The 14223-nt window shown below is 38.2% G+C and carries 18 protein-coding genes; 9 read left to right on the top strand and 9 right to left on the bottom strand.

The genetic code is table 11. The features are described 5' to 3' along the window. Positions 1-16: 16 nt before the first annotated feature. From ACEN4I_RS03070 to ACEN4I_RS03045, 6 genes are read left to right on the top strand one after another with little or no spacing between them, the layout of a single operon-like run. Entirely contained in the window at positions 17-553 is a 537-nt protein-coding gene (locus ACEN4I_RS03070) for a hypothetical protein (protein ID WP_407096623.1), read from the top strand. Positions 554-573: 20 nt separating this feature from the next. Further along, positions 574-1614 (top strand): 3-deoxy-7-phosphoheptulonate synthase, encoded by a 1041-nt coding sequence (aroF, locus tag ACEN4I_RS03065; protein WP_407102081.1) that lies wholly within the window; start codon positions 574-576, stop codon positions 1612-1614. Between the two features lie 18 nt (positions 1615-1632). Next, entirely contained in the window at positions 1633-2721 is a 1089-nt protein-coding gene (gene aroB / locus ACEN4I_RS03060; RefSeq protein WP_407102079.1) for a 3-dehydroquinate synthase, read from the top strand. Then, positions 2718-3971, top strand: coding sequence for a 3-phosphoshikimate 1-carboxyvinyltransferase (gene aroA / locus ACEN4I_RS03055; RefSeq protein WP_407102077.1), 1254 nt, complete (start codon positions 2718-2720; stop codon positions 3969-3971). The genes aroB and aroA overlap by 4 nt, the downstream gene beginning before the upstream one ends. After that, positions 3952-5049 (top strand): chorismate synthase, encoded by a 1098-nt coding sequence (gene aroC / locus ACEN4I_RS03050; RefSeq protein WP_407102076.1) that lies wholly within the window; start codon positions 3952-3954, stop codon positions 5047-5049. The genes aroA and aroC overlap by 20 nt, the downstream gene beginning before the upstream one ends. After that, positions 5042-5305, top strand: a complete 264-nt coding sequence (locus tag ACEN4I_RS03045) for a chorismate mutase (protein ID WP_204211916.1) — start codon at positions 5042-5044, stop codon at positions 5303-5305. The genes aroC and ACEN4I_RS03045 overlap by 8 nt, the downstream gene beginning before the upstream one ends. Before the next feature lie 334 nt (positions 5306-5639). Here the strand turns inward: ACEN4I_RS03045 and ACEN4I_RS03040 are convergent, their stop codons facing one another. From ACEN4I_RS03040 to ACEN4I_RS03030, 3 genes are all read right to left on the bottom strand, one after another. Then, positions 5640-5813, bottom strand: coding sequence for a hypothetical protein (locus ACEN4I_RS03040; protein ID WP_407096629.1), 174 nt, complete (start codon positions 5811-5813; stop codon positions 5640-5642). A gap of 332 nt (positions 5814-6145) precedes the next feature. Further along, entirely contained in the window at positions 6146-6940 is a 795-nt protein-coding gene (locus ACEN4I_RS03035; RefSeq protein ID WP_407102075.1) for an SDR family NAD(P)-dependent oxidoreductase, read from the bottom strand. Between the two features lie 16 nt (positions 6941-6956). Further along, positions 6957-7793: an aldo/keto reductase gene (locus ACEN4I_RS03030; RefSeq protein ID WP_407102074.1), complete on the bottom strand. Its 837-nt coding sequence runs from the start codon at positions 7791-7793 to the stop codon at positions 6957-6959. 139 nt (positions 7794-7932) lie between these two features. On the opposite strand from ACEN4I_RS03030, the gene ACEN4I_RS03025 reads away from it, so the two are divergent. After that, the gene (locus ACEN4I_RS03025; RefSeq protein WP_204211935.1) at positions 7933-8298 is read left to right on the top strand and encodes a helix-turn-helix domain-containing protein; all 366 of its coding nucleotides are present in this window, start codon (positions 7933-7935) and stop codon (positions 8296-8298) included. A gap of 163 nt (positions 8299-8461) precedes the next feature. On the opposite strand, the gene ACEN4I_RS03020 is transcribed toward ACEN4I_RS03025, so the two are convergent. The 5 genes from ACEN4I_RS03020 to ACEN4I_RS03000 all read right to left on the bottom strand — a co-directional run bounded on the left by ACEN4I_RS03020 (position 8462) and on the right by ACEN4I_RS03000 (position 10991). Further along, positions 8462-9061: a GyrI-like domain-containing protein gene (locus ACEN4I_RS03020; protein ID WP_407102073.1), complete on the bottom strand. Its 600-nt coding sequence runs from the start codon at positions 9059-9061 to the stop codon at positions 8462-8464. A gap of 15 nt (positions 9062-9076) precedes the next feature. Then, positions 9077-9394 carry a MazG-like protein gene (locus tag ACEN4I_RS03015; protein WP_407102071.1) on the bottom strand — a complete coding sequence of 106 codons (318 nt, stop codon included), beginning with the start codon at positions 9392-9394 and terminating at the stop codon, positions 9077-9079. 102 nt (positions 9395-9496) lie between these two features. Next, entirely contained in the window at positions 9497-9844 is a 348-nt protein-coding gene (locus ACEN4I_RS03010) for a nuclear transport factor 2 family protein (RefSeq protein ID WP_407102070.1), read from the bottom strand. 65 nt (positions 9845-9909) lie between these two features. Further along, positions 9910-10812 (bottom strand): helix-turn-helix transcriptional regulator, encoded by a 903-nt coding sequence (locus tag ACEN4I_RS03005; RefSeq protein ID WP_407126600.1) that lies wholly within the window; start codon positions 10810-10812, stop codon positions 9910-9912. Further along, positions 10809-10991 (bottom strand): hypothetical protein, encoded by a 183-nt coding sequence (locus tag ACEN4I_RS03000; protein ID WP_407102068.1) that lies wholly within the window; start codon positions 10989-10991, stop codon positions 10809-10811. Before ACEN4I_RS03000 ends, ACEN4I_RS03005 begins: the two co-directional genes overlap by 4 nt. 263 nt (positions 10992-11254) lie before the next feature. On the opposite strand from ACEN4I_RS03000, the gene ACEN4I_RS02995 reads away from it, so the two are divergent. Both ACEN4I_RS02995 and ACEN4I_RS02990 read left to right on the top strand, forming a co-directional pair. Next, a complete protein-coding gene (locus ACEN4I_RS02995; protein ID WP_407127511.1) occupies positions 11255-12271 on the top strand; it encodes a Gfo/Idh/MocA family oxidoreductase in 1017 nt (338 codons plus the stop codon). Between the two features lie 55 nt (positions 12272-12326). Then, on the top strand, positions 12327-13304 hold the full coding sequence (locus tag ACEN4I_RS02990) for a Gfo/Idh/MocA family protein (RefSeq protein WP_407127509.1): 978 nt from the start codon (positions 12327-12329) through the stop codon (positions 13302-13304). 44 nt (positions 13305-13348) lie between these two features. Here ACEN4I_RS02990 and ACEN4I_RS02985 read toward each other — a convergent pair whose 3' ends face one another. Further along, positions 13349-14215: a MurR/RpiR family transcriptional regulator gene (locus ACEN4I_RS02985; RefSeq protein WP_407097381.1), complete on the bottom strand. Its 867-nt coding sequence runs from the start codon at positions 14213-14215 to the stop codon at positions 13349-13351. Positions 14216-14223 lie beyond the last annotated feature (8 nt).

Below are 14223 nucleotides of genomic sequence, written 5' to 3'. Positions count from 1 at the left end.
TGTGGAGGAAGAATAGATGATTATTCATACGTTAGGTCCAAGCAGCACCGATAGTTATGCCGTCGCAGAATCTTTACTGCAATCCCAAGACGATGGGATTGTGGAGTATCCGTCTTTTGATAGCTTGCTGCACAGCATTGATTCCCTTTCTGAACAGTACGTGTTGTTTCCTGTAGCTTTCAAAAGCGCTCGAAAAGATTACGGCTGGAAAGAATTCAACTATGATTACTGGGACAAAGTAGATTTGGTAGACGTTTTCCAACTTAAAACCAAGCCCATGGTCTTAGTGAAGAATAAATATTATGCGGAAGACCGAGCGATGATCCATCCGGCCACCACGATTTTTTTGAAAAAATACTTAACTGCCCAACAAGAGCAGACAGCCATTGAATTTGCAGACAGTAAATACAAAGCTTGGATAGCCTTCTGCAAGAAAAATTTGAAATACACAATCATCAGTGAGGATGTGTTTGAAAGAGAAAAGAAAGCAGATTACACGATAGAAGCTCGATATGAACCAGTAATGGTGTGGTGTTTGTACAAAATAAACTAACAATACAGAGGAGAATGACTATGATTATCGTATTAAAACAAGGAACTAATGCAAACTCGATTAAAGATTTATCAGCTAAATTAGAAGCAAAAGGAGTGGCTGTGAGTCACTTTACAGATATCAAACGCGATTTTTTAGGATTGATCGGCGATACTAGTGGAATCGAAATGCATCAATTGCAAGCTTCTCCGAATGTAGAACAAGTGATTCGAGTAGAGGAACCTTACAAGCGTGCAAACAGAAAATTCCATCCCGAAAACTCTATCGTGACTGTTGGAAATGAAACGATTGGTGGAAATCAATTGGGGATTATTGCTGGACCGTGTTCGGTAGAAAGTGAAGAACAAATTGTCGCAATCGCTAAACAATTGAAGCAAGCTGGCGCGAACTTCTTACGCGGGGGTGCCTTCAAACCCAGAACGTCTCCATACAGTTTCCAAGGGCTTGAACTGGAAGGTTTAAGAATGCTTGAAACAGCAAAAGCTGAAACTGGATTGCCTATCGTGACAGAATTGATGTCTACCAAATGGATCGATCAATTTGTAGACTCTGTTGACATCATCCAAATCGGTGCCCGCAATATGCAAAATTTTGATTTGTTAAAAGAAGTTGGCCGCACGCAGACACCGGTTCTGTTGAAACGCGGATTGTCGGCAACTTACAAAGAGTGGTTGATGTCAGCGGAATACATTATGGCGGAAGGAAACGAAAATGTTATTTTGTGTGAACGCGGCATCCGGACATTCGAAACTGGCACACGCAATACGTTAGATATCCAGGCCGTTCCGGTCATCAAAGAACTCTCTCATCTGCCGATCATTGTCGATCCGAGCCATGCTGGCGGAATGTCTTACTTGGTGGAAGCAGGGGCTAAATCAGGTATCGTCGCCGGAGCAGACGGATTGATGATCGAAGTCCACAACGACCCAGCCAATGCTTGGAGCGACGGCGAACAATGTCTGACACCAGATGAATTTGCTGGACTGATGGAAAAAGCTCGCAAGCTGGCTGATCTCGAAGGACGTTCGATACAAGAAGCATCAACTATTCTAACAAACTAAGAAGATGAGGGATAAGATATGTCTGTACTGACCGTTAAACTTCCCTCACAGGAAGTAACTTATGAGTTAAAAATTGAAAAAGGATTACTCAACAGCATCAGTCATGAAGTCTCAAAAGTCTTTACTGGGGCTAAAATCGCCATTGTCACAGATGAGAACGTTTATAAACATTACGGTACATCTGTCGTCAAAGACCTGGAAGCAGCGGGATTTGAAGTGCAGTGTATTGTTTTGCCTCCCGGAGAACAGACCAAGACCTTTGACTCCATGCCCATGATTTACAGCGCCTTAGCAGAGTTTGGTTTGACCCGAAGCGACTTGATCGTTGCTTTGGGGGGCGGTGTGATTGGCGACATAACTGGTTTCGCAGCTTCGTCTTACTTACGTGGCATCTCTTATATCCAGATCCCTACCACGCTGCTCGCTCAAGTTGACAGCAGTGTCGGAGGAAAAGTGGGCGTCGATTTGCCTGAGGGAAAGAACTTAGTCGGTGCTTTTTACCACCCGATTCTTGTTTTGATCGATCCTTTAGTGCTGGAGACATTGACTGATTCTGCCTTTGCTGATGGAATGGCTGAAGTGATTAAATATGGCTGCATCAGAGACCTGGATCTATTTGATCGTCTCATGGAGCTCTCTTCACGGACAGAAGTCATGCAGCACATTGAGTGGATCATTGAAACTTGCTGCACGATCAAGCAAATGGTTGTGCAAGCAGACGAAAAAGATGTGGGTGAGCGTATGCTGCTGAACTTCGGGCACACATTGGGGCATGCGATAGAAACGTACTACCATTATGAAAAACACACTCATGGCCAAGGCGTTGCTATTGGTATGGTTGCGATATCAAGAATCGCAGAAAAACAGCAGCTGACTAAAGCAGGAACCACTGATAGACTAGTAGCGCTCCTACAGCAGCATCATTTACCTACACAACTGGCGTCTCTTGAGGATTACCCTAGATTATTGCCTTACATCACTAAAGACAAAAAAAATATCGAGGGACATTTGACGGTGATCGTTTTAGCTGACATCGGCTCTGCCCAAAGGCACCAAACAGCTCTTTCATTCTTTGATTCTTTAAAAACTGGAGGGAAAACAGCATGACGAACTTAACATTGACTCCTAAAAAACTAACTGGAGCAGTCACTGTCCCACCCTCTAAAAGTATGGCTCATCGCGCAGTGATTTGTGCCAGTTTGGCATCAGGCCGCAGCACGATCAAGAATATCCAGCTATCAGATGACATCATTGCTACTATTGAAGGCATGCGCTCGTTTGGAGCAGTCATTTCCTATGACCATCAGACATTGACTATTGATGGAGCAGGTTTTGGTACAGCTTCCCAGAGTCGCACGATCGATTGCAATGAGTCAGGCTCTACACTGCGCTTTTTAATTCCCTTAGCGACATTATTTGCCGGGGAAACCCATTTTGTCGGTAAAGGACAATTAGGCAAACGTCCACTTGAACCTTATCAAGAACTATTTGCAAATCAATCTCTCCCTTACCATTTGGCTGATTCAAAAAACTTGCACTTATCCGTCAAAGGACCACTAACTCCTGGAATATATGAAATGCGCGGCGATATCAGCTCGCAATTCATTACCGGCATGCTGCTGACTTTGCCCTTACTATATGGAGACTCTGTCTTGAAAATCACGACTCATTTGGAATCAAAAGGCTACATCGATTTGACCCTTTCTGTGTTGAGATCATTTGGCATTGTTGTCAAACAAGATGAAAATGGACAAGAATTCCGGATTAAAGGCAATCAGGCTTATACAGCCCGTCAATACGAAGTAGAAGGAGATTATTCGCAAGCGGCATTCTGGCTGAGTGCAAATGCACTAGGAAATACTCTTTCCGTAACAGGTTTAGATTCCTCTTCTCTACAAGGAGATCGTGCTATTATAGATGTTTTAAATACATTGAGCACCGGATCTGATGAGAGCGAACACATCATCGACGGAGCCCAAATACCGGATATCATTCCAGTTGTTGCTTTAGTTGCTTCATTAAGTAAAGGCAAAACAACGATTACCAATCTGGAACGATTGCGAATCAAAGAAAGCGATCGTTTAGTTGCTACTCAAAAAGAGTTAGCTGCTTTAGGAGCACGAATTGAGATCATAGAAGATTCACTGTTGATTGAAGGAGTTTCTCAATTAGCAGGCGGTCAAGATGTTTGGAGCCATAAGGACCATCGCATGGCTATGATGTTGGCTATTGCTTCAACTGTCTGCCTTGATCCGATTCACGTAAAAGACAGCGACTGTGTCAAAAAGTCTTATCCTGATTTTTGGGAAATATTTCAGCAACTAGGAGGAGAAATTCATGAGCGGAATATGGGGTAACAATTTACAACTTTCATTATTTGGAGAATCACATGGTGTCGCTATCGGAATCACTATCAATGGCCTGCCGCCAGGTTTGGAATTGGATATGGAACAAGTCTTAATTGAAATGGCGCGTAGAGCACCGGGAAAAAATGCATTGACCACACCAAGAAAAGAAAAAGACCATCCAGAGATCTTAAGCGGACTTTTAGATGGTAAAACAACTGGTGCACCATTGACAGCTATCATCTGGAACACCAATACACGCTCAAAAGATTACAGTGTGCTGAAAAATGTCATGCGTCCAGGACAAGCCGATTACCCTGGACGTGTCCGTTATAATGGGTACAACGACCATCGAGGCAGCGGCCACTTCTCAGGACGGATTACTGCTCCATTAGTATTTGCAGGGGCTATTTGCCAACAATGGTTGAAACAAAAAGGCGTCACGATTGGTGCTCACATTCAATCCATTGGAACGATCGAAGACACGCCTTTTGAAACTCAAAAAAACGTCACTTTGGAACAAATCAAGCAGTTAAAAGAGCAGCAACTTCCCCTTTTTGATGCTGAAAAAGAAGCCGAGATGACTGATTTAATCTTGGAAGCAAAAGAAGATGGCGATTCTGTAGGCGGCGTTGTTGAGACGTTTGTCCTGGGATTAGATGCCGGGTATGGAAATCCATTCTTTGACTCGGTTGAATCTCAATTGGCTCATCTAGTCTTTGCCGTTCCAGCGATCAAAGGGATTGAATTTGGTACAGGGTTCGACATCACTAAAATGCGCGGATCCGAAGCCAACGACGAATACTACTATGACGAACAAGGTCAGATCAAAACGCGTACCAACAACAATGGCGGAATCATCGGCGGAATTACATACGGGATGCCGGTCGTCTTTCGAGCTGCTGTAAAACCACCTGCTTCCATCAAGAAAAAACAGCAAACGATCAACATCCAAGAAGGTACTGAAACCGAACTGGAAGTCGAAGGTCGCCACGATCCTTGTATCGTACCGCGTGTATTGCCAGTCTTAGAAGCAGTTACCGCTATCGGTTTGATGGACTTGATGCTGGGAGGACAATCGAATGAGTGAACTAGAACAATATCGCAAAGACATTGATGCAATTGATCAAGAGTTGACTCGTTTGTTTGAATTACGTTTGAACACAGTTTTAAAAGTTGGTGAGTATAAAAAAGAACATGATTTACCGGTACTAGATGCTAGCCGCGAACAAGCGGTCATCGAGAAAAATATTAGTCGTTTAAAAGACCCGCAATTCGAACCGCAAGTCACTCAGTTTTTTCAATCTATGATGGATATTACGAAGGAAACACAAGAGAAGCTGTAGTTGAAGTATCGAAAATCAATTTGCGTGCCCTTTTGACAAATTTTACGCCCGAAAAGGAACGCAAATTAGTTTTGCGTTCCTTTTTTGTGGCAATCTCACCATAAAGGTAACGTAACTAAATTTTGCGTTCCCTTTTTCCAAATCATTCATACATAAGGGAACGCAAAAAAACGAGAACGATGTATTCTCGCTTTTTTTCTGATTTTGCTCCGGCTGACTAGCCTATTTAATCTTTAGTATCAAATTCTATTCGATTTCAGCATAAATAAATAATGGTGATCTCTCCATCATTCGAAACTTTACTGGTGCCATGATGTTTATTATTTTTATTTTCTCATTCGATAATATAGCCGTCAGCGTCCTCTTCTGTAGAAATAATAGTGGTGTCTCCTAAATGATTTCTGTATTCTTCTCTGATCAATTCTTCAGCTTTAGATTGGGATATGGTTGAACAACCACTTAATATAAGCATAAGAGTTACACTGGCTAAGAAAAACTTAATCTTCATAAAGCAGCACCTTCAGTCCTCAGTTTTATCTTTCTACTTTGAATTATAATCGCTTACATTACTTATAGGAAGATAGATCAAAAATATTCCGGCTTTTTATTTTTTTGGAAAAAAATGAAAAACTCTCATACTTACGCAAAGGGTGACTATTTCCAGAAAAAATTTGCTTATTTAGCTGGTTCTATTAGCATCCAACAACAAAAACACTTTATTGGGGTCAATTGGGCAATAAAAAAGTTAGAGGTTGACAGATGATTGAATCATCTGTCAACCTCTCTTGTTATCATAACTTGTATTTATTTCTCTTAAACGAGCTGCTCCTTGTTCGTTTTCTAAAATATAGTGGGTACCATTCCGCCATCTGCTCGAATAACCGAACCACTAAAACTACTTGCTAGAGGACTACAAACAAAAGTAACTAAGCGACCTAATTCTTCTGCCGGAATAAATCGTTGAATTAAAGAAGCACTGCGATGTTCCGCCATGAAGCGACGTTCTTGTTCTTCAAAGCTTATGTTTTCTTTTCCATAAAGTTCTTCTAACATCCCGCTCACTCCTTCAGTTAAAGTCGGTCCAGGTAAAACAGTATTGACTGTAACCTGTGTTCCTTTGGTTTGGGTGGCTAGGGTTTTGGCTAGAGAAAGCTGCATGGTTTTAGTCATACTATAATGAGCCATTTCCCCAGAAGGCATTAACGCTTCTTCACTGGCAATAAAAACGATCCGTCCAAAATCAGCTTTGATCATATGCGGCAAATAGTGTTTCGCTAAAGTATTGCTGATCAGTACATTCGTTTTGAAAAAACGCAACCATTCCTCATCATCAATCTCATAATAATTCGTTGGTTTAAAAATACCTAAATTGTTGATCAACAGATCCACTTGCGGAAATTTCTCCATCAATTGATTGATTTCTTTTTTCTGGCTTAGATCGTAAACTGCACTTTGAGGATGAGTGGTAGGGAACTTTGTTTGAATTTCATCGATTACTGCCTCAACCCCTGCCTCACTACGACCGTTAATAATCACATTTACACCTTCACTGGCTAACTCTAGAGCGATGGCTTTTCCGATCCCCTTAGTCGATCCGGTTACAAGAGCGGTTAATCCAGTCATTTGCATTTTCATAGTCTACTCTTCCTTTCTAAAATTCAAAATTATCTGGGTCTGGTCCAATTCGACGATTTTGGTTTAGTGCTGTAATACTTGCAACTTCTTCTTCAGTTAAAGCAAAATCAAAGATATCTCTATTTTCAAGTAAACGACCTCTATTGGTTGATTTAGGAATTGTGATGACACCATTTTGTAGATCCCAACGTAAAATAATTTGGGCAGCTGACTTCCCATATTTTTGGCTCAATGCTAAAATTAAATCGTTTTGTAAAATTTCCCCATTCATCAAAGGAGACCAAGCTTCCATTTGAATATGTTTTTTTGTTAAATAACCCTTTAGTTCCCCTTGAGTTAACAATGGATGGTACTCCACTTGGTTAATAACCGGAGTCACAGTACTGTGTTTCGCCAATTCTTCTAAATGATGAACTTGAAAATTACTTACCCCAATACTACGAACCTTTTTAGCGGCATAAATTTTTTCCATTTCTTGCCATGCAGCAACATAGTGTTCTGCAACTGGCCAATGAATCAGATATAAATCCAAATAATCAACGCCTATTTTAGTTAAACTTGTTTCGTAAGCTTCTATTACTTTTTCACTACGTATATCTTCATTCCAAATTTTAGAAGTGATAAACAAATCTTCACGGCTAATTCCCGCTGCAGCGATCCCTTGACGAATACCTTCACCTACTGCTTCTTCATTGCCATAAATACTTGCTGTATCAATACTTCTGTAACCTGCAACAATAGCCGTTTTAATTGCCTCAACTAATTCTTGATAATCTTCCACCCGAAAAACACCTAATCCTAAAGTCGGCATCTCAACTCCGTTATTCAAAGTGACCATTTCTTGCATTTTCATAAATATTCCTCCAATTTTGTATTTACATTTGCCTAACATGTCGTTATTATAGACCCTATATAACTTAATGGAAAGTAGGTACTTTTTTGTGCTATAGGAACTAAAAAGTACCTATAAAAAAGGAGAGAAATAGAATAAAATGAAACCAGCGATTGTTTATGGTATTGGTGTTGAAGCTACCATTGAAGTAATTGGTGGAAAATGGAAACCAATTATTCTGTGTCATTTAAAGCATAATACTAGACGTCCTTCTGAGTTAAAACGCCTCATGCCCACAATTACCCAAAAAATGTTGACTCAACAATTACGTGAGTTAGAAGATTCTGGAGTGATCGATCGCACCGTTTATGAACAAGTTCCACCTAAAGTCGAATATTCTTTAAGCACTTACGGCCGCTCTTTGGAACCTGTTTTAGAATTATTATGTACTTGGGGCGAAGAACATATTGATCGCCGAAAAACACAATTTAATGAGAATATTATTTTAGAACATACTGAACTTTAACCTTTCAAATAGGAAAACAGATCATTAATCATGGCTGTTGCTCCAGATGAGTATGACTCAACTACGCACTGTTAAATTCTTTCTCGTATTTTATTTATAAAAGTACCCCTAAAGTTAGCCTTTAATTTAACTTTAGGGGTACTTGCATTATATTAGCTGCTTTTCATATATTGCGAACAGGATCACGAAGAATTGTACGCAGATTATCTTGAGGTGTTTTTGCTGTAAATGAGTCAAGATGAATTTCAAGATGAGGACCGCTGCGTCTTACTCCATTTTGTTCAGCATACTGCTCTAAATCAGCGAGAGTGCTGAATTCATCTGCAAAAGGGCCGTGATGCATGACTTGGATGACTGTTTGGGCTGGAATTGAAAAAGGTTCAAGGATATCGATATCAGAAGACGTCTTATATGAACTCGAACTAGCAGAAACGATCTCTTCAATTTTTTCCTTTGTTAAAAGTTGGGACGTTTTTGTCAGGATACGATATTCCAGCAATGATAACGGATTAGCAGTATAGAAATCAGCAATATTTACTGATTCAGCGCCTTTTGGATACCAATATTGAACTTCTATAATTGGAAAACCTATCTGTGCATCTAAAACTTTTAATAAGTCTGCAACCAAGGTTTTCTTTCGATAGAACTCAGCGCTTCCTGGAGCACCTTTCCCAAGAACTGATAAATAGTGGACAGCTTCTGTATGGACAATCTCTGGAGTGTTTGTTGCCGAATAGTGTTCAGTTGATTTAATCTCTGCCATTTAAAAGTCCCCTTATTAATTTGATAATCTTTTTTGGGTTTCTGTCAAAAAAGTATCTAAGACTTGTTCAACATTAATATTCGCTTGATCAGCAAGAATTGTAAGCCACCAAATATTTTCTCCGATTTTGTGTTCCAATAATTTCTCGTTATCTTCTCCAGTCGGCCAACTGCCTGTTTTATCCATGATCAACCGGCCTACTAAACCAGCGTCGGTCAAAAATGCTAGTGTATCTTGTTCGATCGTCCATTTTTTCCCCTGTGTTGCTTCCTCAATTCGATGATATTGCTCTCTAACCTCATTAGAACGTTGTATTAATTCATTGATATCCATCTTGTTTTCTCCTTTATTGTTAATTTACTTCCAAAGAACCGCAGCGAAAGAGACTTGTTCTGGAGGCAGTTTGTACATAGCTTGTATTCTGCTGTCTCTATTCTATTTAAGATCAGCGATCAGCTTTTCAATTTTTCCTGTCGGTGACAGAATGAACTGATAATATCCTGAAATCCCTTGATCTCCATTAGGAAAAATACCTTTAAACATAACCATTACAGTGACCACATTGTCTTCAATCTGATATTTTTTGATTTTCGTACTAGTCTTGTAATCAATAAAATAATCTCTGAAGTACTCTTTGATTTCTTCCTTACCTTCAAACTCCCTGCCGACTGACTGTTCATCGATGACACCATTTTCAGCAAAACAGTCGGCATATCCATTCTCGTCATAATTATTACTAGCTTCAATATAGTTTAATATAACCTCTGGCAATTGTTCTCCCATCCCGACACTTCCTTTCTTAATAATTGAAGTATACAAAGAAAAACATGACAATAGTCTGTCATGTTTTAATAATATTCAAGCATATTTTTTAATTCTTTTTTTAATCGTTGTTGGATTATATTCGGCGACAACACTTGCAAATCTTGCCCGAATGAAAGCAAATAGCCCTCTAGCCATTCGCCGTCATCGACTAAACAATTGACAAGATAATAGTTGTCATCGATCTTGCTGATTTGTTCTTGCGTAAATTCTTCAAATAAGCGATACCGCATCTTAGTATGAATTTTTAACGTTAGGGATATTGACTCAGCTGTTTTTTTATCATCCTGTTGTGCAGTTACGGGAGCAATGGTCCGTTGGGACTTGGATTCTGTAGAAACTATTGCAGTCTCGTGCATTCTATTTAATTTAAATAACCGCCAATCTTTTCTTTCAACGGAGTACCCCTTCAGGTACCATGCCTTATCTTTAAATATCACCTGGTAGGGATAGACTTTTCTTGATAGTTCTTCATTTTTAGAGTTCAGATAGTTAAAAGCAAGTAATTCAGATTGGAAAATGGCTTGCTTTATCAAAGCTAATGTCGACCTTTGTTCTTGACTATTACTCCAATTCGTAGGATCAATTGCAATCCAAGAAATAGGTTTTTTTTGAAAAATTGCGGATAGTTTATCCAACGTTTCTTGATCGCTTTGCCCAACTCCTACTAAACTTTGCAATGAGGATAATATGTCTATCTGCTCGTCCTCTGAAACTAAGGTGTTGTTTATTCTAAACTGGGGCAACAAAGAAATCCCGCCATTCCTCCCTTGACTAGCATAAATTGGGATACCGGCTTCTGACAGATTATCAATATAGCGATAAACAGTCCTTACTGAAACTTCTAATTTATCGGCTAACATTTTCGCTGACAGCTTTTCATTACTCATTAATAAATAGACCATTTGAAACAAGCGATTTGATTTCATATAAACACACTTTCATTTTGAATTTTAAAAAATTGCTTACATCTTCTTTTATGGGTTTTAATACTGATTCCAATCTTATGTTCAATTATCTTGTAACTTCTTGATTGTCTTGATTGATAGCTAAAAATATTTGTAATTATTAATCCTAAAATTAGAAAAATCCTAATAATTTTTTCCATATCAACTACCTCCCAACAGCAATCAATATAATTTCTATTTTATATTCCATTCAAAATTCTTCTAAACCTTTGTTTTATATTACTATTTTAATTCTTGAAGTACACTGTAAACTTTTTATGAAGGTCATCTATGAACATAATGTTCAGGATATACCTTTTTATTTGGAAGAAAAAGAACATGAGAACCTTAATGGATGAGTAACCGCTTCTCTCAATCATTTTCATATATAATCTAATTATCAGATACTATAGGAGGTTTTTTTATGTTAACAATGGCTTATATCGGCAACGGAAAAAGTACGAATCGCTATCATTTACCTTTCTCATTAAAAACAGAGAACGTTAAAGTGAAGACGATCTATTCTCGTCATGAAAACAGCTCATGGGATAAGGTTCCTGGAGTCCACTACACAACGAATTTAGAAGATATTTGGAATGATCCGGAAATTCAATTAGTGGCAATTTGTCTTCCAAGTTCATTACATTTTGAATTTGCAAAATTATCACTAGAAAATGGAAAAAACACACTAGTGGAAAAACCTTTTACCGAAACTGCTGAAGAAGCAAGAGAACTATTTGAGTTAGCAAAATCAAAAAATTTACTCGTTCAATGCTACCAAAACAGACGCTACGATTCAGATTTTCTGACCGCTCAAAAGATTATCGAAAGCGGCGTTATAGGTGAATTGCTAGAAGTTGAAATGCATTATGATTATTTTAGACCAGAAGTTCCAGAAAACAGCACAGAATTTTCAGCAGCTTCAAGCTATTTATATGGACATGGGTGCCATACAATCGATCAAGTTCTTTCCTACTTCGGAGATCCAGATTCCATCCATTATGATGTAAGACAATTATTGGGTCCTGATCGAATGAATGATTACTTTGACTTGGACTTTTACTATTCAAAAATAAAGGTTTCTGTTAAATCAAGCTACTTCAGAATAAAACCGCGACCAAGCTTTGTTCTGTATGGTAAGAAAGGCATGTTCATCAAGCACGATAAAGATAGACAGGAAGAACACCTAAAATTATTCTATATGCCGACTCATGCTGATTTTGGTATAGATACCCCAGATCATTATGGTACTGTGACTTATATGGATGCTGATGACCTTTATCATGAAGAAAAAGTCATTTCAGAAACTGGGGACTACAGTCGTGTTTATGAAGGATTATACGAGGCTATTATAAAGGGAAAAGATAAAACAGTGAAAGATGAAGAAACGATTCGTCAACTAGAGATACTTGAAGAAGGTATTCAAAGTATTAAATACTAACTTATCCATTCATTTAAAAAATCAAGAATCACTCAACTAAGAAAGAAGGTTTATAATGAAACTCGCCATTATAGGTTCTGGAATGATCGTAAATGATTTTTTGACTATGGTCCGTGATGTTCCAGGGATTCAATTAGAGGCAATTGTAGGAACCGATAGAAGTATTGAGAAAATGAAGCTTTTAAAAGACAAATACGGCATTCGTCAAGTCTCAACTAATTATTCTGATTGTTTAAACGATCAGAATATCGATACTGTTTATATCGCATTGCCCAATCATTTGCATTTTTCTTTTGCTAAGCAGGCCATCCTGAGTAAAAAAAATGTTATTTGTGAGAAACCCTTTACCTTGAACTTAGCCGAAATGAAAGAACTGAGAGAACTAGCTTCAGCAAACAAAGTCATGTTGTTAGAAGCTATCACCAATCAATACTTAACCAATTATAAAAAGATAAAAGAAGCCATAAGTACTATTGGGGATATTAAAATTATTGAATGTAATTATTCACAATATTCATCAAGGTATGATGCCTTCAAAAAAGGCGAAGTGTTACCGGCTTTCAATCCTAAAATGGGTGGCGGAGCTTTAATGGATATTAATATTTACAACATTCATTTTGTAACGGGTATTTTTGGGGAGCCACAAAAAGCAAACTATTTGGCAAATGTTGAAAACGGAATTGATACTTCTGGCATCTTGAGTCTTGATTATGGGGATAAAAAAGTAGTCTGTATAGGTGCTAAAGATTCTACAGCTCCGATACGAACCATTATCCAAGGCAATAAAGGTGCTGTCATTATTGAAGGGCCTACTAATGCTATAGACAGCTTTACTGTAATAGACAATCAACATAAGAGTGAACTATTTGATTTTAAAGTTCATACACATCGGATGTATGAGGAATTCATTGAATTTGAAAGAATCATTAGAGAATCTGACTTTGAAACTATGACAAAACACTTGGATCACAGTGAACTAGTCATGTCTATTGTAGATAAAGGATTAGAAACTGCAGGTATATCATTAGGCTAAATTTTTAAAGTGAAAAACAGGCGCTTTTTCAATGTATGGACGGGTCAAAGTTCTTCTGACAAAATTCCATTTTGAATGAGTGACTGTTTTTCTTTTAAGTTTTCCACATTTGTTCTATATTCTTTTGCATATAAAATAGAATACAACGTGTCTAATACATATTGAAAAGCAACTTGTGACGCAAAAGTCCCTACCTTTACAAAATCATATTCTTCTTGGACTACCACTATCGTTTTGGCAGCTAAATTTATCAAATCAGATTCTGTATTTCCCGTTATCAAAATAGTCGGGATTTTTTTGTTAGAAAAATGTTGTAACATACGTTTATATTGTGGGCTAGTTCCACTATAAGATAGAAACAGAGCACAGTCTTGTGGAGTAAGGTTAGAAGCATTCCAGGCCTCATCGGCATATTCTTCAGAAATAATAGCAAATCGATTGATCTTGACTAACTTATTTTGAAAACTTCTTGCTCGTACTTGTGAATCACCACGCGAAAACAGAAAAATGTGCTTAGCTTTGAACAGTATTTCTGCCACTGATTGCAGCAGCTCTTCATCGAATTGATTCAATGTTTTTTTTATCGTATCAATCGTTAAATTAGCGATATTCTTAGCAATATCCATAGTCAAATCTTCTGGTTTAAAAGGGAAATTGGCATCCACTTCACTAGGCAAATGCAGTTGGCTGTAAACTACTCCTGAAACAGCGTCCTTAAAACTTCTGAATCCATCATAGCCCATTTTCTTACAGAGACGGATGATCGTCGAATGAGAAGTATACGTTAATTTTGCCAGATCCTCAATATATATTGTAGGGATCTTGGTGATATTCTGGATAATATAATCGGCTATCCTCATTTCTGTATTTGTAAAGTTCGTTTGATCTTTCAACTTAGTTAATACTTGCACCAAATCCA

This window comes from Desemzia sp. FAM 23990, from assembly GCF_045528485.1.
Taxonomy (GTDB): Bacteria; Bacillota; Bacilli; order Lactobacillales; family Carnobacteriaceae; genus Desemzia.
Note: the sequence above shows the minus strand (reverse complement) of the source record. Positions and strands in the feature narration are given on the sequence as shown.

What these genes read in the sequence shown, in the direction of transcription:
- ACEN4I_RS03070 (WP_407096623.1), top strand. Translation starts at nt 17, where the DNA reads ATGATTATTCATACGTTAGGTCCAAGCAGCACCGATAGTTATGCCGTC.
- aroF (WP_407102081.1), top strand. Translation starts at nt 574, where the DNA reads ATGATTATCGTATTAAAACAAGGAACTAATGCAAACTCGATTAAAGAT.
- aroB (WP_407102079.1), top strand. Translation starts at nt 1,633, where the DNA reads ATGTCTGTACTGACCGTTAAACTTCCCTCACAGGAAGTAACTTATGAG.
- aroA (WP_407102077.1), top strand. Translation starts at nt 2,718, where the DNA reads ATGACGAACTTAACATTGACTCCTAAAAAACTAACTGGAGCAGTCACT.
- aroC (WP_407102076.1), top strand. Translation starts at nt 3,952, where the DNA reads ATGAGCGGAATATGGGGTAACAATTTACAACTTTCATTATTTGGAGAA.
- ACEN4I_RS03045 (WP_204211916.1), top strand. Translation starts at nt 5,042, where the DNA reads ATGAGTGAACTAGAACAATATCGCAAAGACATTGATGCAATTGATCAA.
- ACEN4I_RS03040 (WP_407096629.1), bottom strand. Translation starts at nt 5,813, where the DNA reads ATGAAGATTAAGTTTTTCTTAGCCAGTGTAACTCTTATGCTTATATTA.
- ACEN4I_RS03035 (WP_407102075.1), bottom strand. Translation starts at nt 6,940, where the DNA reads ATGAAAATGCAAATGACTGGATTAACCGCTCTTGTAACCGGATCGACT.
- ACEN4I_RS03030 (WP_407102074.1), bottom strand. Translation starts at nt 7,793, where the DNA reads ATGAAAATGCAAGAAATGGTCACTTTGAATAACGGAGTTGAGATGCCG.
- ACEN4I_RS03025 (WP_204211935.1), top strand. Translation starts at nt 7,933, where the DNA reads ATGAAACCAGCGATTGTTTATGGTATTGGTGTTGAAGCTACCATTGAA.
- ACEN4I_RS03020 (WP_407102073.1), bottom strand. Translation starts at nt 9,061, where the DNA reads ATGGCAGAGATTAAATCAACTGAACACTATTCGGCAACAAACACTCCA.
- ACEN4I_RS03015 (WP_407102071.1), bottom strand. Translation starts at nt 9,394, where the DNA reads ATGGATATCAATGAATTAATACAACGTTCTAATGAGGTTAGAGAGCAA.
- ACEN4I_RS03010 (WP_407102070.1), bottom strand. Translation starts at nt 9,844, where the DNA reads ATGGGAGAACAATTGCCAGAGGTTATATTAAACTATATTGAAGCTAGT.
- ACEN4I_RS03005 (WP_407126600.1), bottom strand. Translation starts at nt 10,812, where the DNA reads ATGAAATCAAATCGCTTGTTTCAAATGGTCTATTTATTAATGAGTAAT.
- ACEN4I_RS03000 (WP_407102068.1), bottom strand. Translation starts at nt 10,991, where the DNA reads ATGGAAAAAATTATTAGGATTTTTCTAATTTTAGGATTAATAATTACA.
- ACEN4I_RS02995 (WP_407127511.1), top strand. Translation starts at nt 11,255, where the DNA reads ATGTTAACAATGGCTTATATCGGCAACGGAAAAAGTACGAATCGCTAT.
- ACEN4I_RS02990 (WP_407127509.1), top strand. Translation starts at nt 12,327, where the DNA reads ATGAAACTCGCCATTATAGGTTCTGGAATGATCGTAAATGATTTTTTG.